The following is a 20,385-nucleotide window of genomic DNA, read 5'->3' on the forward strand; positions in this document are numbered from 1 at the left end:
CCCCCAGTGAGCGAACGCCTTACGATACGGAACAGTTCCGTATCCTCGACCAACCTAAGGGCTGGCGAAGCGATACGGAACCGTCTCGTATCAGAATGTGCGTACGGTCACAGCCGGGAATAGCGCCGTAACAGGGCCACCGCCGATCCCCACAGGCCGCGGCGGAAGAGCAGCACGACGAGCACGAAGATACCGCCGGTGACCAGGCCGATCAGCGTGAAGCCGGCCTGCGACAGCTGGTCCTCCAGGTTGACCACGAGCGCCGCGCCGACCACCCCGCCCCACAGCGTGCCGATGCCGCCGAGCACGACCAGGACCACGCCCTTGCCCGACGTCGTCCAGTGCACGACGTCCAGGGACACGAACCCGTGCGCGACCGCGAACAGCCCGCCGCCCAGCCCGGCGACGAACGCCGACAGGACGAACGCGAGGAGCTTGTACCGGTGGGCCGGATACCCAAGCGCCCGGGCCCGCGCGGGGTTGTCCCGGATCGCGACGAGGACCCGCCCGAAGGGCGAGTGCACGATCCGCCACGCGAGCAGCATCCCGAGCACCGCGATGGGCAGCGCCGCGTAGTAGAAGTAGTACGGGTCGGAGAGGTCCAGCCCGAACAGCTCCCGCGGCACGCTCTGCAGGCCGTTCTCGCCGCCGGTCACCGACGACCACCCATTGGCCACGAAGTACACCAGCTGCGCGAAGGCCAGGGTCACCATCGCGAAGTAGATCCCGGAGCGCTTGACCGCGAGGTAGCCGATCGGCGCCGCGAGGGCCGCCGCCGCCAGGGCCCCGCCGAGCACCGCGACCGGGAACGGCACGCCGAGGTGTGCCGCGATGAGCCCGGCGGTGTACGCCGAGGTGCCCCAGAAGGCCGCGTGTCCGAAGGACAGCAGCCCGCCGTACCCCAGCAGCAGATCGATGGCGACGGCGAACAGGGCCCAGCACAGCATGTCGACGGCGACCGCGGGGTAGAGCCCGTTCGGCAGCCACAGCGCCAGCAGCGCACCGGCGGTCAGCAGCAGCCAGCCGGCCCATCGGGGGGTGCGGACCCGTTGCAGCAGGAGCGAGGTCATGTCGGCAGTTCCTCCCGCCCGAACAACCCGGCCGGGCGGAACAGCAGCACCAGGGCCATGACCAGGAAGATGAGGGTCTGCGCGAGCAGGCCCGGGCCGTAGGCCTCGCTCCATGCCTGCAGCAGCCCGATCCCGAAGCCGGCGGCCACGGAGCCGAAGACCGACCCGAGACCGCCGATGACGACGACGGCGAAGACGCCGATGATGAGGTCGGCGCCCATGAGCGGGTTCACCGCCCGCATCGGCGCGGCGAGCACCCCGGCGAGCGCGGCCAGGGCCACCCCGAAGCCGAACACGGGCGCGATCCACCGCCCGACGTCGATGCCGAGGGCCCGGGTGAGTTCGGGCCGTTCGGTGGCGGCCCGCACGACGGTGCCGACCCGGGTCCGGGTCAGCAGCCACCACACGACCACGCACAGCAGCACGGCGACGCCGAAGACGAACACCCGGTACGCCGGGAAGTCGAACAGCCCGAAGTCGACGGTGCCGCGCAGCCCCGCCGGCGCGCCGTAGGGGTTGGACTGCGAGCCGTAGCGGGACTTCACCACGTCCTGCAGCATCAGGGTCAGCCCGAAGGTGAGCAGGAAGTTGTACAGCGGGTCCAGGGTGGACAGCCGGCGGATCAGCGTGCGCTCGAGCAGGATCCCGAGCAGGCCGAGCACCACCGGCACCGCGAGCAGCGCCCACCAGAAGGAGATCCCGGCCTCGGCGAGCAGCACGTAGGCGCCGAACGCGCCGAGCATGTAGAACGCGCCGTGGGCGAAGTTGACCACCCGGAGCATGCCGAAGATGACGGCCAGGCCGAGGGCGAGCAACGCGTAGAAGCTGCCCCCGACCAGTCCGTTGAACGTCTGGGTGAGGAAACCCATCGGACTACAGCTTGCAGTCGGCCGACGGGGCGCGGAACGCCTCCTGGGCGGGGATCGTCTTCACGATCTGCTCGTAGTCCCAGGGCTCCTTGACCTCGCTGCCGGGCTTGACCTTGGCCAGGTAGGCGTCGTGCAGGACCCGGTGGTCGGCGGCCCGGAACTCACCGTTGCGGAGGAAGAAGTCGTTGACCTTCTTGCCCTCCAGCTGCTTGACGACCGCGTCGGCGTCGTCGGTGCCGGCGGCCTGCACGGCCTCCAGGTACTGCATGGCGGCGGAGTAGTTGGCCGCGTGCGCGAACGTCGGGCGCTGCCCACCGGTGCGGGCGGAGAACTTGTCGGCCCACGCGCGGTTCTCGGCGTCGAAGTTCCAGTACCACGCGTCGGTGAACGTGGTGCCGGCCAGGGCGTCCGGGGTCAGGGAGTGGATGTCGGTGAGGAACATCAGGCCGACGGCGAGCCCGACGCCCTTGTCCCGCAGCTTGAACTCGTTGTACTGCTTGACCACGTTGACCAGGTCGGCGCCGGCCTGCATGGTGCCGAGCACGTCGGGCTTCGGGTTGAGCGTCGGCGCCTTGAGCAGGAACGTGGAGAAGTTGTCGTTGGGGAACGGGGTCGGGTCGCTGGCCACCACGGTGCCGCCGCCCTTGGTGATGGCCGCCTTGAAGGACTTCTCCATGTCCTGGCCGAAGGCGTAGTCCGGGTAGACGATGTACCAGTTCTTCGCCCCCGCCTGGGTCGCCGCGGTGCCGGTGCCGTTGGCGAGCATCGCGGTGTCGTAGGCGTAGTGGAACGTGTACTTGTTGCAGGACTTGCCGGTCAGGTCGGTGGTGGCGCCGGAGATGTTGAAGTAGAGCTTCTTCTGCGCCTTCGCGACGTCGGCGACCTTCAGCGCGGCCGACGAGGTGGGCACGTCGAGGATCGCGTCGACGCCGAGCCGGTCGTACATCTCCGACGCGCGGGTGTTCGCCACGTCGGGCTTGTTCTGGTGGTCGGCGCTCTCCACGGTGATGTTCTTCGTGATCGCCTTGTCGCCGTACTTGGCCTTGAAGTCCTCGATCGCCATCTTCACGGCCTCAACGGAGTTCTTGCCCGACAGCTGGGCGTAGGTGGCGGACTGGTCGTTGAGCACGCCGAGCACGATCTTGTCGCCGGTGAGCTTCGAGTCGCCGCCGCCGCGGGGGCCACCGCCGCCGCAACCGGACAGGGCGACGCAGAGCGCGGCACCGGCCGCGAGAGTCTTTTTCACGAAATATCCCCTAGATCCCGAGGTGTGCGAGGAGTTCGGCCTCGCGGGAGTGGATGTCGGTGTTGTCGAACTGGCCGACGATCCGCCCCTCGGCGAGGAGGTAGTGGCGGTCGGCGACGGTGGTGGCGAAGTGGATGTTCTGCTCGACGAGCAGGACGGTGACGCCGAGCTCCTTGGCCCGCCGCAGGATCTCGCCGACCTGCTGGACCAGTAGCGGGGAGAGCCCCTCGGTGGGTTCGTCGCAGAGCAGGACCGTCGCGCCCATCCGCAGCACCCGGGCCAGGGCGAGCATCTGCTGCTCGCCGCCGGAGAGCTTCGTGGCGGGGCTGGCCCGGCGGGTGTACAGCGCCGGGAACGCCTCGTGGACCTGCTCCAGGCTCCACGGGGCGGGGCCGACGACCGGGGGCAGGGTGAGGTGTTCGGCGACGGTCAGGGTGGCGTAGGCGCCGCGGTCGTCGGGCACCCAGCCGAGCCCCCGGCGGGCCCGCTGATGCACCTTGCGGGCCGTGATGTCCGCGCCGTCGAGGTGCACGGCACCCGTCTGGTGACCGTGCAGCCCCATGACGCAGCGCAGCAGCGTGGTCTTGCCGGCGCCGTTGCGCCCGCAGAGCGTCACCACCTCGCCGCGCTCGACGCGCAGATCGACGTCGCGCAGCACCTGCGCCTCGCCGTGCCACGCGGACAGTCCCTCAATGTGCAGCATCTGCGCTCCCGAGATACGCCTCGATGACCCGCGGGTCCGCGCGGACCTGCTCGTAGGGGCCCTCGACCAGCACCCGACCGGCCTGCAGCACGGTCACGGTGTCGGCGAGCCGCCCGACGACGCTCATGTTGTGCTCGACCAGCACGACGGTGCGGCCGTCCCGCACGGCGGCGATGAGTTCGACGGTCCGGTCGACGTCCTCCAGGCCCATCCCGGCGGTCGGCTCGTCCAGCAGCAGCACCTTCGGGTCCAGCGCCAGGGCGATGGCCAGTTCCAGGGCCCGTTTGCGCCCGTACGCGAGGCTGCCGGCCAGGGTGTCCCCGGCGTCGCCGAGCCCGACCAGGTCGAGCAGCTCACCGGCGCGGGCCGAGAACCGGGTGAGGAGCCGGTGGCTGCGCCAGAACCGCCAGCCGAGCCCGGTCCCGCTCTGCAGGGCCAGCTCGACGTGGGTCCGCGCGGTCTGCTGCGGGAAGAGGCTGGTGATCTGGAACGACCGGGCCACGCCGAGACGGGCGACCCGCTCCGGCGGCAGCCCGGTGATGTCGTGGCCGGCCAGCTCGATCCGCCCGGCGGTCGGCGCGAGAAAGCCGGTGAGCAGGTTGAACAGCGTCGTCTTCCCGGCGCCGTTGGGCCCGACCAGCGCGTGCACGCTGCCGGCGGCGACGGTCAGGTCGACCTGGTCGACGGCGCGGAAGCCGCGGAAGTCACGGATGAGACCGCGTGCGGTCAGTGCGGCGGGACCGTCCAATGGGGACACACCTCCTCCTGCGATTGGGCAATGACATGGGCGCTGGGTGGCGGGCGGTCACATGCGGCCCGCCTGTTGCGGCGAACGCTATGACCGGCGCCACACCCAGGCCATGGAGGCGATCCATACATTTACCGGCGTACACGTGTGCCCCTCCGCCACATACAAAAGACGCCGATCGATTCGAATGAGATCGAATCGATCGGCGCCCTTACGAGCAGGCGGATCCACCTAGCGGCGGTCGGGGATCCACCTGGCCAGTGGGCCCAGCCGGGTGCGGAGCCCGGCCAGGCCGCCGGGGAAGAAGTACACCGCGAGGATGAACACCGTCCCCAGCACGAACAGCGGCTGCGACAGCGGGCCGCTCAACACGCCCGGCAGGCTGTCGACGGCGTCGGAGCGGCCGAAGGACACCAGGCGGTAGTCGAGGTACGTGAACAGCATCCCGCCGATGAGCGGCCCCCAGCGGGTGCCGGGGCCGCCGAGGACCACCATGACCAGCAGCGTCAGCGTCTGGTCCGAGACGGCCACGTGCGGGGTGGCGCCGCCGATCAGCAGCGCGTACATGGCCCCGGCCAGGCCGGCCAGTCCACCCGCGACGGTGAACGCGAACAGCTTGTACCGGTACGGGTCCAGGCCGAGGACCCCGACGCGGCGTTCGTCGTCGCGGATCGCCGCGAGGACCCGGCCGGCGGGCGCGTCCGCGATCGCGTGCACGACCAGGACGGTGATGACGGCGACGCCGACGGCCAGCCAGTACAGGTTGACGGTGTTGGTGACGCCGACGAGCGCGTCCGGCACCTTGGCGGTGTCCATCGGCAGCCCCTCCTCGCCGCCGGTGACGCCGCCCGGGTCGCGGCCGATGGTGATCGCGCCGACCTGGGCGAAGGCGAGGGTGACCATCGCGAAGGCGATCCCGTTGGTGCGCAACGCGACCGCGCCGAGCGCCGCCGCGATCGTGGCGGTGCCGACGACGGCGAAGAGCACGGCCTGCCACAGCGGGTAGCCGGCCTTGGTGACGAGGACGTCGGTGCCGTAGACGCCGGCGGCGAAGTAGAGCGCGTGGCCGAAGGACAGCAGGCCGGTGCGCCCGAACAGCAGGTCGTAGCCGGTGGCGAGGGCGCCGAACACCAGGCAGAGCGCGAGCAGCTGCAGGGTGCCGGGCTTGTTGATGGCCGCGTCGAAGACCCCGGGGATCTCGATCGACCAGTACGGCAGCGCGATGAGCACGACCAGGACGACGAGGGGGCCGAAGCGGGCCGGATGCCAGCGTCGCTTCGCGGGCGTGGAAGTGCCGCCGGGGGTCACCGCGGTGTCCGTCATCATGAGGTGGCGACCTTTCCGGTGATCCCCTGCGGGCGGACGAGCAGCACGATCGCGAGCAGCGCGACCACGCAGATGTCGCCGAGGCCCGGGGAGGTGTAGTTGACGAACTGCTGGAGCAGCCCGACGGCGACGGCGGCGTAGGCGGCCCCGACGACGGAGCCCATGCCGCCGATGACGACGACGATGAACCCGAAGATGAGCAGCGAGCTGCCGCCGGTCGGGGAGATCGAGCCGGCGTAGACCCCGCCGAGCGCCCCGGCGAGCGCGGCCGCGGCGCCACCGATCGCGAAGACGAGCGTGAACGCCCGCCGCACGTCGATGCCGAGCGCGGTGACCATGGACCGGTCCTCGACGCCGGCCCGGATGATCAGGCCGATCCGGGTGTACTTGAGGAAGGCCAGGAGGCCGCCGAGCACGAGCACCGCGGCGCCGATGAGCAGGAACCGGTCGTTGGGGACGCGGGCGCCGGCGACCTCGGTCAGCTGCTGGGTCCACTGCGGCCGCGGGAAGGTGCGCGGGTCGGCGCCCCACGACGCCTGCAGCAGCGCCACCCCGGCCAGGGACAGCCCGACCGTGACGAGGACCTGTTCGATGGTCCGCGAGTACAGCGGCCGGATGAGCACCAGCTCGACCAGCGCCGCGACGGCCGTGCCGCAGACGACGCCGAACACGACGGCGAGGACGAACCCGAAGCCGGACGACCCGGCGCCGGGCAGGTTCCCCGACGCCCACCAGGTGCCGTACGCGCCGACGGACAGGAACAGCCCGTGCGCGAAGTTCAGCACGTCGGCGAGGCCGAAGACCAGCGCGAGGCCGGACGCGACGAGGAAGTACAGCGCCGCGAGCCCGAGCCCCGTCAGCGTCAGCAGCACAAAGGTGCTCATCAGTGCTCCCCCTTGCCGACGCCGAGCAGCGCCTTGGTCTTCTCGGTGTAGTCGAGCAGGTCCGACGCGCCGCCGGTGTACGCGACCCGGCCGTTGGCGATGACCACGGCGTGGCGGGCCATCCGGCGCACGACGGCCAGGTTCTGCTCGACGAGCAGCATCGGCACGACGGCGGCGACGGCCTGCAGGGCGGCGGCGACCTCGGTGACGACCTTCGGGGCGAGGCCCTTCGTCGGCTCGTCGATGAGCAGCAGCCGGTTCGGGTTGAGCAGCACCCGGCCGATCGCCAGCATCTGCTGCTGGCCGCCGGACAGGGTGCCGGCCCGCTGCCGGGCCCGCTTGCGCAGCTCCGGGAACAGCCCGTGCACGGTGTCGTAGTCGGGGGCGGTGCCGGCGCGCTCGGCGAGCCGGAGGTTCTCCGCGACGGTGAGCCCGGCGAAGACGCCACGGTCCTCGGGCACGTAGCCGAGGCCCTGCCGGACGAGGCGGAACGTGGGCTGCCGGGTGATGCTGGCGCCGTCGTAGCCGACCCGGCCGGTGATCTCCGCGGTGCGCGGCATGAGGCCGAGCACGGCCTTGAGGGTGGTGGTCTTGCCGACGCCGTTGCGGCCGAGCAGCGCCGTGACCCCCTGCGGCTGCACGCTGAACGTGACGCCCTGCAGGATGTGCGACCCGCCGACCTTGACCGACAAATCGGAAATATCGAGAATCGGGCTCACAACTTCTCCCCCAGGTACGCCTCCTGGACGGTCCGGTCGGCCATGACGACCTCCGGGGTGTCGCAGATGAGCAGGGCGCCGTGGTGCATGACCGCCACCCGGTCCGCCAGGTCCAGGACCACGTCCATGTGGTGCTCCACCATGAGCACGCTGCGCCGCTCGTCGCGGGTCAGCGTCTTGATCAGCGCCACCAGGCCGGGCACGTCCTCGGCGCTGACGCCGGCCATCGGCTCGTCCAGCAGCAGCACCTTCGGCTCGCCGGCGAGCAGCAGCGCGATCTCCAGCTTCCGCTTCTCGCCGTGGGCGAGGGTGCCGGCCAGGGTGCCGGCGCGGTGGTCGAGCCCGACCCGCCACAGCACCCGGTCGGCGCGCGCGGCGATGTCCTTGTCCGAGCCCGGCAGCGGGAACGGCCGGATCGAGCCGCCGCGGCGGGCCTGCACGGCCAGGCGCACGTTCTGCGCCACGGTCAGCGACCCGAACACCGACGAGGACTGGAAGGTGCGCCCGAGACCGCGGCGGGCCCGGCGGTGCGGCGCGAGCCGGGTGACGTCGTGCCCGGCGAGGGTCACCGAGCCGTCCGTCGGCCGGCGCAGCCCGGAGATCAGGTTGAACAGTGACGTCTTGCCGGCGCCGTTGGGGCCGATCACGGCGAGGAACTCGCCCTCGGCCAGGTCGATCGAGACGTGGTCGACGATCGCGACCTCGCCGATCTTCCAGGTCAGCCGCCTGGTGGAGAGCAGGCCGGTGGCCGGGGCGTCAACCACCCCGGCCGCCGGTGCATTGCTTCGGGGGAACAACCCTCAGCCCTTCATCTGGACGACCGGCGGGGTCGCGTCGGCCGGGTCGATCGCCTTGACGAGCTCCGGCTTCAGGTCGGCGCCGGAACCGGAGAACTTCCCCTGGAACATCGGCTGGAGCAGGGCGTGGTCCTCCTTGCGGACGGTCAGCTTGCCCTTGACGCCGTCGAAGCTCCAGCCCTCGAGCGCGGTGACCATCTTGTCGACGTCGTCGCCGCCCTCACCGGCCGCCCGCACGATCATCTGCGCGGCGGTGAAGCCGTCCGGGTGGAACAGGTCGACCTTGCCGCCCTCGACGCCCTTGCGCAGCGCGGTGGTGGCCTCGTTGTCGCTGGCGCCGTCGAAGTAGTGCGCGAGCAGCGACAGCTTGCTGCCGGCCGCGCCGAACGTCGCCCAGGACGCCCGCTGGTCGATGCCGGTGACGACCATGGTCGAGCCGAGCACGCCCTGCTGGTCGAGGGCCTGCCACATGGCGGGGGCGGTGGTGCCGGCCCACGCCACGAAGATCATGTCGGCCTTGGCGTTCTTGGCCTGCGCCGCGAAGCCGGTGAACTCGGTCGCGCTGGCGGGCACGAACAGGTTGTCGACCGTGGCGCCGGCGCTGCCGATGACGGCCTTCACCGCGTCGGCGTTGGACTTGCCGAAGGTGCCCTCCTGGGCGAACACGAGGACCTTCTTGCCCGTGGGCGAGGGCAGGTAGGACTTGGCCGCGAGGACGTCCTGGTAGGACTGGCGGCCGGAGCGGAAGGTGTACTTGTTGACGCCGGTGACCGCGTCGGACGCCGCCGGGCCGGAGACGAACAGCACCTTGTTCTGCGCGGCGAGGGGCGCGACCTGGCCGGCGACGGCCGAGCCGGTGCTGCCCGCGATGATCTTGTAGCCCTGGCCGATGAGGTCCTTGGCGGCGGAGACGGCCTTGGCCGGGTCGCCCGCGTCGTCGACCTCCTTGACCTCGACGGGCCGGCTGCCGACCTTGCCGGTGCCCTTCGTGGCGAACGCGAGGCCCGCCTTCCAGCCCTCGATGTACTGCTTGCCGTAGCCGGCGAGGGCGCCCGTCTGGGAGTACACCAGGCCGACCTTGATCGGGGTGGTGTCCCCGGCCGGCTCGTTCGCCGCTTCCTGGGGACTGCTGCAGGCGGACGTGAACGCCGCCGCCATGCTCAAGCCGACCGCCGCGAACAGTAGCCGCCGCGGCGCACTCGTCTGCCGAATCACGATTCCTCCGTGTGAACGCCTGGTTAAGGCCAGCGCCTGCTGGCGGTGTTCGCACACGCTAGGAGTGGCGTAGGGCACCGAGCTATGTGGGCACGCCACACAAGTCCGGCGGGTTGCCCGGTTCGCTGCCCTACGACAGCGTCACGAGGTCGAGGAACGTCCCCAACATCGGCCGAAACGCGGGTGAGTGCTCACCCTTAGCGACGAACAGCATGTGGTCGGCACCCGGCAGGACGGCGACGGCGTTGCGCCCGCGGTGCAGCCCGGGCAGCCGCTCGGCGAGCACCGCGACGCTGCGCTCCACGGGGACGAGCTCGTCGGCGGCGCCGTAGAGCGCGAGGATCGGGCAGCGCAGGTGCGGGATCAGGGCCGCCGGGTCGAAGCTCAGCGCCCGGGTGATGAACCCGAGGATCTCCACGGTGTCGTACGGGTCGGCGCTGACCGTCTTGTACCAGACCCGTCCGGCGTAGGTGGCCTGTGCCGCAAGCACGTCCGCAGGTGGGTCACCGACGGCGAGCCGGGCGGCGCGTTCGTCGACCCAGCGCATCGCCTCGTCGACGACCGCGGGCGGGTGACCCTGCGACCGCAGCAGCCGCTCGGTCCGCACCCGCTCCTGCTCGGCGAGGCCGACGGCGGGGCCGGACACGGTGATCACGAAGTCGACCGCCCGGGGCTGGCTGGTGGCCGCCAGGAGGGCGATCCAGCCGCCCTGGCTGTAGCCGATGAGGCCGACCCGCTCGACGCCGGTCTCGGCGCGCAGGGTGGCGACGGCCGCGAGGGATTCCGCGGCCCGGTCCGCGAAGGACTGGTCCCGCCAGTCGCCGGGCGACCCGCCGCAGCCGGGCTTGTCATGCCGCAGCGTGACGACGCCGAGCCCGGCGAGGAAGTCCGGGACCCCGCCCCACTCGTGCCGGGTCGCGGGGCCGGAGCCGTCGACGAGCACGAGCCCGGCGCGCGCGGGCCCGTCCGGCACCGCGATGATCGCGTGCAGGTCGCCGGCGGTGGTCTCGACCGTGGTGTCCCGTTCCCGAACAGGCATGAGGCCCTCCCCACGCTGAACATAACAGCGTGGGGAGGGCCATCGACATGCGCCTACGGCTTCTTGGCCGCCGGCACCGACTGGTAGGACTTGAGCAGGTCCATCTTGGCCTGGTCGATGGTCTTCCAGTCGTCCTTCAGGACCCCGCCGGTGTCGCCGGAGTTCGGGTTCCAGGACCAGTACGTGTAGCTGAGCCCGTTGTCCTTCAGGTACGCGATCAGGTGCCGCTGCCAGATGCCCTCGAGGTCCTTGTTGCCCTGGGCGTCCTTCTCGGCGACGGAACGGCCGCCGAACTCACCCATCAGCACCGGCGCGACGTTGTTCTTCACGAGGTAGCCGAACTGCTTGTCCCACAGCGCCGGCATGTTGTTGGGGAAGTTCTTGTCGGTGAACCACTGCTGCGACCACACCTTGGGGCTGTAGTCGTGCGCGGAGTAGACCAGCTTCTTCGGGTCGGAGAGCCGGACCGGGTCCTTGGCCGCACCCTGCAGGTTGCCGCCCCACCAGTACCCGTCGCCGTTGTAGGACTCGATGCCCTCCACGACGATGAGCCAGTTCGGGTTCTCCTTGAGGATGGCGTTGCCGGCCCGCTCGGCGGCGGCCCGCCAGTCGGTCTTCTCGCCACCGGTGCCCCAGGTGGCCTCGCCGTGCGGCTCGTTGTGCAGGTCGGCGCCGACGACCAGGGGGTTGTCGCGGTACTGCTTCGCGAGCTTGGTCCAGTCGCTGATCCAGCGCTCCTCGCTGACCTTGTCGGTGTACCAGAGGTTGCTCTGGCCCTGCGAGGTCGGGCGGTGCCGGTCGAGGATCACCATCATGCCGCGCTTGGTGATGCCCTCGACGACCTTGTCCATGATCTGCGGCCCGGTGAGGCCCTGCAGGTTGGGGTTGAGCTTGTAGTCGACGCCGTTGGGCTTGGCGGTGGCGTCGAACAGCTCGTTGCTGAAGGGCAGCCGCACCGAGTTGAACCCCTGCGCGGCCATCTGGTCGAGCATCTCGTCCAGGGAACGGGACCACAGCCCGTGCGGGGCGAACGTGTTGGTCTCCAGGCCGAACCAGTTGACGCCGGTGAATGTGACCGTCTTTCCGGCGGCGTCGACGATCCGGTTTCCGTCGGTGTGCAACGGCAGCTTCAGCTGCCGGCCGGCGGCCTGGGGTTCGGTTTTGTCAGCGGAGTTCATGGCGGTACAACCGGCGGTGAAGGCGGCGGCAAGCGCCAGGGTGGCACTGAGCCACACGAGACGGGAACGCTTCAACTTGACCTGTCCTCACGTACGACGACGTCGGGCAGGTCAAAACATTACGGATTCGGAAATTTCAGGTCAGCGTACGAATGTCCGAAATGCTCATGGTGCAACTGTAGGAGCGTCCCAGTCGGCCGCGCGCACCACCGCCTCCAGTTTTGACCGGGCACCCATCTTCGACAACAGGTGCCGCACGTGGCTTCGGACCGTGGTGTAGCTGATGCTCAGCTCCCGGGCGATGTCACGGTTGTCCATCCCGGACGTCATCAGGCTCAGGATCTGCCGTTCCCGCGGAGTGAGGCTGTCCAGCCGCCGGGCGTGCTCCGCGGAGCGGTGCGAGCGCTCCCGCCGCCGCGCCAGGAGCTTCGCCAGCTGGCGGGCCGGCACCAGGATCTCCCCGTCGACGGCCCGGCGGACCGCGTCGGCGACATCGGCCCCGGCCGAGCTCTTCACCAGGTAGCCGGCGGCACCGGCCTCCAGCGCGGCGAGGACCACCTCGTCGCTGCTGTCGGCGCTGAGGAACACGATCGCCACGTCCGGCAGGTGCAGCCGCAGCGCGGCGACCGCCTCCGGGCCGGTCCCGTCGGGCAGCCAGTAGTCGCACAGCACCACGTCGATCCGCTCGACGTCGGCGAGGTGCTCGACCTCCCCGACGCCGCCGGCGATCGCCACGACCCGCAGCTCGGGGTGTTCGTTGAGCAGGGCTGCAAGCCCTTCGGCGACCACCTGGTGGTCCTCGACGATCAGCACGCGGTAGCGCATCAGGCGGCTCCTTTGGATTGCAGGTCGGCGCCGCGCGGCACCCAGAACGTGACGGTGGTGCCGCTGCCGGCGACGCTGCTGATCCGGATCCAGCCGCCGGCGAGCGCCGCCCGCTCCCGCATGAGGATCAGGCCGAGGTGCCCGGCGGGGGTCTCGAAGTCGGCCTCGACGTGCTCGGTGCCGATCCCGTCGTCGACGACCCGGACCAGGTAGCCGTCGTCCTGCTCGCCGAGGACCACCGTGCACTCGTCGGCGTCGGCGTGCTTGGCGACGTTGGCGACGGCCTCCTGCAGCATCCGGAACAGCAGCAGCCGGGTGGGCAGCGCCGGCTCGTCACGCAGCCGGTTCTCCAGGTGCACGACCAGCGAATGGTCCTCGGCGAGCCCGTCCAGGAGATCGCGGGTCGCCGCGGCGAGCCCCTCGCTGGACAGTTTCGGCGGCCGGAAGTCGAAGATCAGCCGGCGCAGCCGGTCGGCCGCGAGAGCCAGGCTGTCCTCCAGCTTGCCGAGCAGCTCCAGGTCCCGCGGCTCGCGCAGCCGGCGGCGCAGGTGCTGCAGCCGCAGCATCGCCGCGGTGATCACCTGCAGGCTGTCGTCGTGCACACCGGCCGCGATGCGGGCCCGTTCCCGTTCCTGGTTGAGGATGACGTCGCCGAGCGCCTGTTCCTGCGCGACGCCCGCCTGTTGCAGGCGGGCGACGCGGTGTTCGAGGCTGGCCCGGGACAGTCCGCCGGACCCCTGGTCGTCGACGGCGAGCACGACCAGGCCGCTGGGGTCACCCGGCAGGGTCCGCAGCCGCACGTCCACCGGCAGTTCCGCCCCGTCCGGCCGGCGGATCGCGGACGTGGTGTACACCGGCTCCCCGTCGGACTCCGGGCTCCCGGACAGTTCGGGGAGGGCACCGCGCGGATCGCTGATGAGCAGCTCGTCGACCCGGCGGCCGACGAGGTCGGCGGTCACCCGGTCGAAGAGCCCCTCCGCGGCGCTGCTGGCGAGCCGGACCACCCCGGCGGCGTCGAGCACGATCAACGCCTCCGGAGCGGCCCGAAAAGCCTGCCAGTACACCGGGGTTACTTCTCCAGATCCTTCGGCAGGACGTACGGCTTCGGCGTCGGGATGTCGACCGGCCCGCCGGAGCCGTCGACCTTGAAGTTGACCGTCGCGGTGGAGCCGCTGAGCTGCCCCCGCAGCTCGAAGATGACGCTGTTCTCGGTGTTGCCCGGGATCGTGTACTGGCCGACCGCGCGGGCCGTGCCCTTCTTGTCGACCCGGAACGCCGACACCAGGTCACCCTTGGCGCCCTTGGACGTCTTGGCATAGACGTGCACGGCCTCGTTCGGCGCGAACTGGGTCGCGTAGAAGTTGACCACCGTGCCGGGCAGGCCGCCGTAGGCGTTGGTGCGGGCCTGCGGCGTGTAGGGCAGGATCGTGAACCCGGTCGAGGTCGCGGCCCGGCTCTGCTCGCCGACGAACACCAGCGACTGGGCGCCCTTGAGCTGGTAGGGCATCGTCAGCCCGGCGCCCTTGAAGCCGCCGGCGCCGTCGGTCGCCACCGCCATGACCGGCTGCCCGCCGGCCGAGTTCAGCCGCACCAGGACCCGCTCGCCCGGCGCGAAGCCGGCGCCGGAGAAGGTGATCGACTGGGTCGCCTTCACCGCATACGGCGCGAGCTTGATCGACGGGTACAGCCGCAGCACCTGGAACGGGGCACTCGCCGCCGCGCCACTCGTCTTGCCCACGACCACCAGACTGGTCGTCCCGACGGCCGTGACCCCGACTTTGATCGGGGTCTTACCCACCGAGCCATCCTCGTCGGCCTTCAGGGTGAGGGCAGGGTCACCATTGATGCGGCCCCAGAAGACCTGCAGCTCCTCGCCCGGGGAGAAGCCCTTCACGGTCAGGTTGATGACGTCGCCGGGCTTGCCGACCACGGCGGACAGCGCCGCCTGCCCGGCGCCCTGCGCGACCGCCGCGTCGGCCTTGGCGACCTTGTCGCTACCGCGCGCCTGGGCGGTCACCTCCAGGACCGGCGTGGTCATCTTGGTGGGGAACGGGAAGTTGAGCGTGAAGATGCCGTACTTGCCGGCCTTCGCGGTGCCCACCTGGACCGGCTTCCCGGCGGCGGCCTTGGACGGCTTGGACTTGCCCGACGGCTGGGCTGCGGCGGCGGACGGGCCCAGGTACACCTCGACGACGGATCCCTGGTCGAAGCCGGAGCCGTTGACCGTGACCGAGCCGCCGAGCCGGACCAGGCCCGGGTTCAGCGTGATCATCGGCTCGCCGCCGCCGTGCACCATGACCCCGTTCAGGTCGACGGTCGGCGCCTTCGGCGCCTTGGTCGTCGGCGCGTCGGTCGGCGTGTCCCCGCCCCCGCCGAACGACGGCAGCCCCGGCGTCTCGATACCGAGCGCCGGCAGCACCGACCGGCCGACGCTGAACAGCAGGAACACGGCGACCGCGGCCACCAGGATCCGGCGGCCGGAGATCTTCGGACGGGACAGCCGCTTCCGGGAGCGGCGTTTACCCGCCGTTCCCGCGGATGCCGGACGGCGTTTCGCCGGGGCCAGGCGGCGCTTCAGGGTCTGCATGGTCACTCCCGCTCGCTCACGAGGTTTCACCGATCTTGATGATCTGCAGTGAGACGTCGCCGCGGGTCGCCTCCCACACGGGTGTCCCGTGCTGGTCGATCGCCTCGATGATCCAGGTCTCGCCGCCGCGTTCGAGGGCGTCGCGCATCTTGTTCGACATCACGACGTAGTCGACGTTCTCCCAGCTGGAGGCGAACACCTTGTCCCGCACGTCCGGGTCCGACGTGGCCTTGTAGTGCGGGTGCGCGTACTTGTACGGCGGGTCGTTGTCGTGCAGGGCGACCCAGATGTCGTCGTCGATGATGAGCTTCGCGTCCGTCGGCACGTTCGCCTTGATCCAGGCGACCTGCTGCTCCTGCAGGCGGGTCAGCGGCAGCCGGTACGCGTCGCTGAACTCCAGCTCACCCTTGGTGTTGTACTTGACCATGAAGCCGCCCGGCATGACCACCACCGGCACCAGCAGGCAGGCGACGAGCACGGCTGCGCCGGCGGGCTTGGTGCGCCGGGTGAGCCAGCCGAAGAACATCCCGAGGTTCAGCGCGAACAGCGGGACCATCGGCGCGATGTAGAAGTCGAGCAGGGCGCTGCGGGTCAGGTAGAAGCCGTACCCCACGCCCATCAGCGCGCAGGCCAGCATCGGGCCGCGCAGCCGCTTGTTGCGCCGCCCCGCGAACAGTCCGAGCACGGTCGCGGCGGTGCCGGCGATGAGCAGGTAGCGGTCCTTGAACAGCCAGCTGTTCTGCAGCAGCGTGGTGAACGACAGGCCGTTGCTGCTGTTGGAGTTGCGGTGCAGCTGCCACCACACGGTGTAGAGCAGCGACACGTGGTCGCCGGGGGTGGCCGCGGCGAGGTTGAAGTTGAAGTTCTGCGGGAACAGCTCGTTCTTGATCTGGGCGAAGAGCAGGTAGCCGACGACCGGGGCGAGGGCGGCGAACCACCAGAACGACACCCCGAAACGCCGGTTCGGCTGCGACTTGATCGCGCGGTGCAGCAGGTACGCGCAGCCGGGCAGGATGAACAGCGCGTTCTCCTTGGTCACCAGGGCCAGGCCGAAGCACAGCCCGGCGCCCATGACGGTGACGATCCGGCCGTCCTTGCGGGCCAGCAGGTACAGGCCCAGCAGGATCCACAGCATCATCAGGTTGTCCAGCAGGACCTGGCGCTGGTAGTACACGCCGAGCGGCGACACGTTGAACACGAACACCGCCAGAAACGCGCCCGCCTTGCTGCCGGTGAAGCGCCGGATGATCTCGTACAGCAGGAACACCGACACCAGGTGCACGATGAGCATCAACACCCGCCCGGTGTTGATCGCGTTGCCGAAGGCGTTGAAGCCGCCGGGCAGGACCGCCACCCAACCGGCGATCGTGAGCCAGCCCATCGGCGCGTGGTCGTAGAAGTACGTGTACGGCGACAGCTTGCCCTCACGGAGCACGGACCAGGCCTGCTCCATGTAGATGCCCTCGTCGGTGAGGTACAGCGGGTAGCGGAACATGTTCCAGCCGTGCGTCGCCAGGCCGATGGCGAGGCTGACCACGATGAGCGGCCACCCGCGGGTCTGCGGGGGCTTCTGGGTGCCGGTCGGCTTGTTGGTCCCCGGCCGGTTCAGAACATCAGCCGACATTGGTCAGCTCCGCTGTCTCCGCCGCGGTGCGGTGCGCACCGACGTGAGCCGTCTTCTCCCAGTTGCGTTCGCCCCTGACCTGCCGCCACAGGGCGCGGGCCGCCGCGTAGGACAGCACCATCTGGTACGGGAACCAGGTGATCGCCATCTTCACGACCGTGGCGGGGGTGGCCTTCAGCCCGTGCGCGCCGGTGAACTCGTACAGCCCGACGACGCTCATCACGAAGTGGGCGCCGAGCATGAGCACCGGCAGCCACGACAGCATCGCGATCGGCACCGGCACGGTCAGCACGAACGCGCTGAGCAGCGCCACCGGCAGGTACACCCCGAGCATCGCCTGCACGTGCGGGAACGCCAGGGTGTACCAGGCGAGGAACCGCTGGCGGCGGGTCGGCATCAGCTTCCAGGTGCCTTTGCCGAGGGTCTGCATGAAGCCTTGACACCACCGGGTCCGCTGCTTGATGAAGCTCTGCAGCGTCGGTGGCGTCTCCTCCTTCGTGACGTAGCGGTCGTCGTAGACCACCCGGACCTTCTCCCCCATGCTGGACAGGCGCAGGCCGATGTCGGCGTCCTCGGTCAGGTTCGACTCGTCCCAGCCGCCGAGGCGCTCGATCAGCTGCCGTTTGAAGAAGACGGTGTTGCCGCCGAGCGGGATCGCGCCGTTCTTCGCGTGGTAGTGCAGCCGGCTGCGGAACCAGAAGAAGTACTCCAGGACGTTGAACGTCGAGTACCAGTTGGACTGGAAGTTCATCAGCTGCACGCCGGCCTGCACGCAGCCGACGTCCTCCTCCGACATGATCGTGTTGACGATGTCGAACAGCTGCGGCTGGACCTCGTCCTCGGCGTCGAAGATGGCAACGACGTCGTTCGTGGCATACCGCAGCGCGGTGTTGAGCCCGTGCGGCTTGTTGATCGGCCCGTCGTCGAAGACGACCACCTCGACGTTGGTGCGGCCCATCGCGCGCAGCCGGTTCACCTGCGCCTGGGCCTGCTCGATCGTGCCGACGTCGTCGGCCGAGCAGACCACGAGGATCTGCACCAGGTGCGGCGGGTAGTCAGCGGACGCGGCGCGGGCGATGGTGTGTTGGATGACCTCCTCCTCGTGCCGTGCCGGGAGGATGGCGGTGAAGGAGAGTGCCGGCGTAGCACGTCGATCGGGCACCCGCGCCCTGTCGCCGGCCTCCGGCCGGTCCCACGTGTAGATCATGAGGTACAACGCATGCGCCGCCTGCACTGTCAGCACCAGCGAGATCAGGGTGAGGATGGTCAACACCAGCTGTTCCATCGGTGCGTTCACTCCAAATCCACTTCGAGCTGACGGCGAAGTTGACGGCGAACCCGGCGACGATGCCGATCAGGTTCGCTGGCAGGTAGTGCATGCCGAGGGCGACCAGCAGCTGGACCGCGACGACGTTGACGGGCAACGCGGCGAGACCGGCCAGACTGAAGTAGGCGAACCGCTGCAGCGACAGCCGGTTCTTCGTGCGGCGGTGCCGGAACGTCCACAGTTCGTGCAGCACGTAGTTGGTGACCATCGCCAGCTCGACCGAGGCGACGGTGGCGGGCAGCAGCGCCAGTCCGAACCCCCCGTGCAGCACGAGCAACGCACCGTTGTTGACCACCACACCGCCGGCTCCCACCAGCGAAAACCGGCCCAGCCGGCGCAAGTTGGGCGTCACGGTGCAACGGTGCCCGCCTTCTCGGTGCCTTACATCACGCCACGGTCGGTCGGTGGCGGCGACCTTGGTCCTCCCCCATTTGGCGTACGCCGAACGGCACCTGGGACGTGGTGATTCGCCGCCGCACCGGGGTATAGCGCGCGGCGATGAGTATCAAGATCTTGATCGCCGACGACCACGCCATGGTCCGCGAGGGCCTGCGCGGCTTCCTGTCCCTCAGCGGCGACCTGGAGACCGTCGGCCTCGCCGGCGACGGGCGCGAGGCCGTGCGCCTGGCCCACGAACTGCGACCCGACCTCGTCCTGATGGACCTGCTCATGCCGGTCCTCGACGGTATCTCCGCGACCGCCGTGATCCGCCGCGAGCTGCCCGGGGTCGAGGTCGTCGCCCTCAGCGGCTACCTCGAGCCGCAGCTCATCGCCGACGCCCTGCACGCCGGCGCGGTCGGGTACCTGCTGAAGGACACGTCCTCCGAGGAGCTGCACCGGGCGGTCCGGGCCGCGGCGGCCGGCCAGGTGCAGCTGTCGCCGGCGGTCGCCGCCCGCCTCGTCCGCGACGTGCACGTGCCAGCCGCGCAGCCGCAGCTCACCCGCCGCGAGGAGGAGGTCCTGGTGCTGCTGGCCCGGGGCCGCGCCAACGGGCAGATCGCCCGGGAGCTGCACATCGCGCCGCAGACGGTGAAGACGCACGTGAGCAACATCCTGCAGAAGCTCAACGCGGAGAGCCGCACGCAGGCCGCCCTGTATGCGATGCGGGTCGGGCTCGTGCCGGTCCACGCGGCGGCACCCAGTTGAGGCACCTCGCGGCGCTGCACGCGGCTCTGCGGGCCGGCACGCCGGCGGAGGAGGTCCTGCGATCGGTGTGCGACCGCGCCGCCCTCACCCTGCCGGCGGCGACGGTCCTGGTCCTCGACGCGACCGGCCACGTCCGGGCCGCCTCCCTCACCCGCCCGGGCCGGCCCGAGATGGACGGGACCCTGAACGGGACCCTGGACAGGACCCTGGACGGGATCGTGGCCACGGTCGCCGGCGCGGCGGTGCGGACCGGGCGGCCGGTGCGGCGCGGCCCGGTCTGCTGCGTGCCGCTGCCCGGCCAGGCCGGCGTCCCCGGCGCGCTCGTCGCCGCCGGGCACCGCCGCCCGCCGCACCCACGCCGGCTGGAGGCGTTCGCGGCGGTGGCCGCCCTCGCCCTCGGCACCGACGCCCCCCGGGCGACCCGCGAGCGTGAGCAGCTCGCCCGGGAGCTGCACGACTCGGTGGTGCAGACCTTGTACGGCATCAGCCTCGGCGCCGGCACCGCGGCGGAGCTGCTGCACGGGGATCCGGCCAACGCGCAGGCGTCCCTCGCCTGGATCCAGGAGACGGCCAGCGCCGGGCTGAGCGACCTGCGTGGCATCATCGTCCGGCTCCGCCCGGAGACCCTGGTCGGCGCCGGCCTCGCCGCGGCGCTGCGGCGGATCGTCGACGCGCTGCACTTCGCGCCCGGCACCGGCGCCGTCCCGCCCGGCTGGGGCCTGCAACTGGACGCCGAACCGGCGGTCAGCCCGCAGGTGGAGGAGACGCTGTACCGCATCGCCCTGGAGGCCCTCGGCAACGCCGCCCGGCACGCCGGCGCCTCACAGGTGACGTTGCGGCTCGCCGGCGACGACACCCGGGTGGTCCTCGAGGTCGTCGACGACGGCGTCGGGTTCCGGCCGGGCCTGCCGGGCGGTGCGGCGGGGCGGCCCGGCCGGCTCGGGCTGCGCTCCATGCGGGAGCGGGCCGAGCTGGTCGGCGGCACCCTGGACGTGATGAGCGCGCCGGGCGTCGGCACCGTCGTCCGCGCGATCCTGCCCAGTTCCGCCGCCGTCCTCGTGGGGTGAGGCGACCGCCGCGCC

Annotated in this window: 20 protein-coding genes; 2 read left to right on the top strand and 18 right to left on the bottom strand. The window is 70.7% G+C overall.

Annotation, left to right across the window (positions count from 1 at the left end):
* Positions 1–107: 107 nt before the first annotated feature.
* The 18 genes from ACFPIJ_RS18085 to ACFPIJ_RS18170 all read right to left on the bottom strand — a co-directional run bounded on the left by ACFPIJ_RS18085 (position 108) and on the right by ACFPIJ_RS18170 (position 18,509).
* The gene (locus ACFPIJ_RS18085) at positions 108–1,070 is read right to left on the bottom strand and encodes a branched-chain amino acid ABC transporter permease (RefSeq protein WP_380116276.1); all 963 of its coding nucleotides are present in this window, start codon (positions 1,068–1,070) and stop codon (positions 108–110) included.
* Positions 1,067–1,939 (bottom strand): branched-chain amino acid ABC transporter permease, encoded by an 873-nt coding sequence (locus tag ACFPIJ_RS18090; RefSeq protein ID WP_380116278.1) that lies wholly within the window; start codon positions 1,937–1,939, stop codon positions 1,067–1,069. Before ACFPIJ_RS18090 ends, ACFPIJ_RS18085 begins: the two co-directional genes overlap by 4 nt.
* Positions 1,940–1,943: 4 nt before the next feature.
* A complete protein-coding gene (locus tag ACFPIJ_RS18095) occupies positions 1,944–3,185 on the bottom strand; it encodes an ABC transporter substrate-binding protein (protein ID WP_380116279.1) in 1,242 nt (413 codons plus the stop codon).
* Positions 3,186–3,195: 10 nt separating this feature from the next.
* A complete protein-coding gene (locus ACFPIJ_RS18100; RefSeq protein WP_380116280.1) occupies positions 3,196–3,888 on the bottom strand; it encodes an ABC transporter ATP-binding protein in 693 nt (230 codons plus the stop codon).
* Positions 3,875–4,636 carry an ABC transporter ATP-binding protein gene (locus ACFPIJ_RS18105; RefSeq protein WP_380116818.1) on the bottom strand — a complete coding sequence of 254 codons (762 nt, stop codon included), beginning with the start codon at positions 4,634–4,636 and terminating at the stop codon, positions 3,875–3,877. Before ACFPIJ_RS18105 ends, ACFPIJ_RS18100 begins: the two co-directional genes overlap by 14 nt.
* Before the next feature lie 231 nt (positions 4,637–4,867).
* The gene (locus tag ACFPIJ_RS18110) at positions 4,868–5,962 is read right to left on the bottom strand and encodes a branched-chain amino acid ABC transporter permease (RefSeq protein ID WP_380116282.1); all 1,095 of its coding nucleotides are present in this window, start codon (positions 5,960–5,962) and stop codon (positions 4,868–4,870) included.
* Positions 5,959–6,846 carry a branched-chain amino acid ABC transporter permease gene (locus ACFPIJ_RS18115; protein ID WP_380116283.1) on the bottom strand — a complete coding sequence of 296 codons (888 nt, stop codon included), beginning with the start codon at positions 6,844–6,846 and terminating at the stop codon, positions 5,959–5,961. The genes ACFPIJ_RS18110 and ACFPIJ_RS18115 overlap by 4 nt, the downstream gene beginning before the upstream one ends.
* Positions 6,846–7,565 carry an ABC transporter ATP-binding protein gene (locus ACFPIJ_RS18120; RefSeq protein ID WP_380116284.1) on the bottom strand — a complete coding sequence of 240 codons (720 nt, stop codon included), beginning with the start codon at positions 7,563–7,565 and terminating at the stop codon, positions 6,846–6,848. The genes ACFPIJ_RS18115 and ACFPIJ_RS18120 overlap by 1 nt, the downstream gene beginning before the upstream one ends.
* Complete coding sequence (locus tag ACFPIJ_RS18125; RefSeq protein WP_380116819.1) at positions 7,562–8,305, bottom strand: ABC transporter ATP-binding protein; 744 nt, start codon at positions 8,303–8,305, stop codon at positions 7,562–7,564. Before ACFPIJ_RS18125 ends, ACFPIJ_RS18120 begins: the two co-directional genes overlap by 4 nt.
* Before the next feature lie 60 nt (positions 8,306–8,365).
* A complete protein-coding gene (locus ACFPIJ_RS18130) occupies positions 8,366–9,580 on the bottom strand; it encodes a substrate-binding domain-containing protein (RefSeq protein ID WP_380116820.1) in 1,215 nt (404 codons plus the stop codon).
* Between the two features lie 127 nt (positions 9,581–9,707).
* A complete protein-coding gene (locus ACFPIJ_RS18135) occupies positions 9,708–10,616 on the bottom strand; it encodes an alpha/beta hydrolase family protein (RefSeq protein ID WP_380116285.1) in 909 nt (302 codons plus the stop codon).
* Between the two features lie 53 nt (positions 10,617–10,669).
* A complete protein-coding gene (locus tag ACFPIJ_RS18140) occupies positions 10,670–11,869 on the bottom strand; it encodes a glycoside hydrolase family 5 protein (protein ID WP_380116286.1) in 1,200 nt (399 codons plus the stop codon).
* A gap of 90 nt (positions 11,870–11,959) precedes the next feature.
* Positions 11,960–12,619, bottom strand: a complete 660-nt coding sequence (locus ACFPIJ_RS18145) for a response regulator (protein ID WP_380116288.1) — start codon at positions 12,617–12,619, stop codon at positions 11,960–11,962.
* On the bottom strand, positions 12,619–13,683 hold the full coding sequence (locus ACFPIJ_RS18150; RefSeq protein WP_380116289.1) for a PAS domain-containing sensor histidine kinase: 1,065 nt from the start codon (positions 13,681–13,683) through the stop codon (positions 12,619–12,621). Before ACFPIJ_RS18150 ends, ACFPIJ_RS18145 begins: the two co-directional genes overlap by 1 nt.
* Positions 13,684–13,688: 5 nt before the next feature.
* Positions 13,689–15,206 (bottom strand): hypothetical protein, encoded by a 1,518-nt coding sequence (locus tag ACFPIJ_RS18155; protein WP_380116291.1) that lies wholly within the window; start codon positions 15,204–15,206, stop codon positions 13,689–13,691.
* Positions 15,207–15,222: 16 nt separating this feature from the next.
* Positions 15,223–16,830 carry an ArnT family glycosyltransferase gene (locus ACFPIJ_RS18160; protein WP_380116292.1) on the bottom strand — a complete coding sequence of 536 codons (1,608 nt, stop codon included), beginning with the start codon at positions 16,828–16,830 and terminating at the stop codon, positions 15,223–15,225.
* On the bottom strand, positions 16,820–17,992 hold the full coding sequence (locus tag ACFPIJ_RS18165) for a glycosyltransferase (RefSeq protein WP_380116294.1): 1,173 nt from the start codon (positions 17,990–17,992) through the stop codon (positions 16,820–16,822). Before ACFPIJ_RS18165 ends, ACFPIJ_RS18160 begins: the two co-directional genes overlap by 11 nt.
* The gene (locus ACFPIJ_RS18170; protein WP_380116296.1) at positions 17,886–18,509 is read right to left on the bottom strand and encodes a GtrA family protein; all 624 of its coding nucleotides are present in this window, start codon (positions 18,507–18,509) and stop codon (positions 17,886–17,888) included. Before ACFPIJ_RS18170 ends, ACFPIJ_RS18165 begins: the two co-directional genes overlap by 107 nt.
* A gap of 146 nt (positions 18,510–18,655) precedes the next feature.
* Here ACFPIJ_RS18170 and ACFPIJ_RS18175 point away from each other — a divergent pair, with 146 nt between their 5' ends.
* Together ACFPIJ_RS18175 and ACFPIJ_RS18180 are read left to right on the top strand one after the other, a co-directional pair.
* A complete protein-coding gene (locus ACFPIJ_RS18175) occupies positions 18,656–19,303 on the top strand; it encodes a response regulator (protein ID WP_380116297.1) in 648 nt (215 codons plus the stop codon).
* Positions 19,300–20,370, top strand: coding sequence for a sensor histidine kinase (locus ACFPIJ_RS18180; RefSeq protein ID WP_380116298.1), 1,071 nt, complete (start codon positions 19,300–19,302; stop codon positions 20,368–20,370). The genes ACFPIJ_RS18175 and ACFPIJ_RS18180 overlap by 4 nt, the downstream gene beginning before the upstream one ends.
* Positions 20,371–20,385: the final 15 nt, after the last annotated feature.

The sequence above is a fragment of the Dactylosporangium cerinum genome (assembly GCF_042653625.1).
GTDB lineage: Bacteria > Actinomycetota > Actinomycetes > Mycobacteriales > Micromonosporaceae > Dactylosporangium > Dactylosporangium cerinum.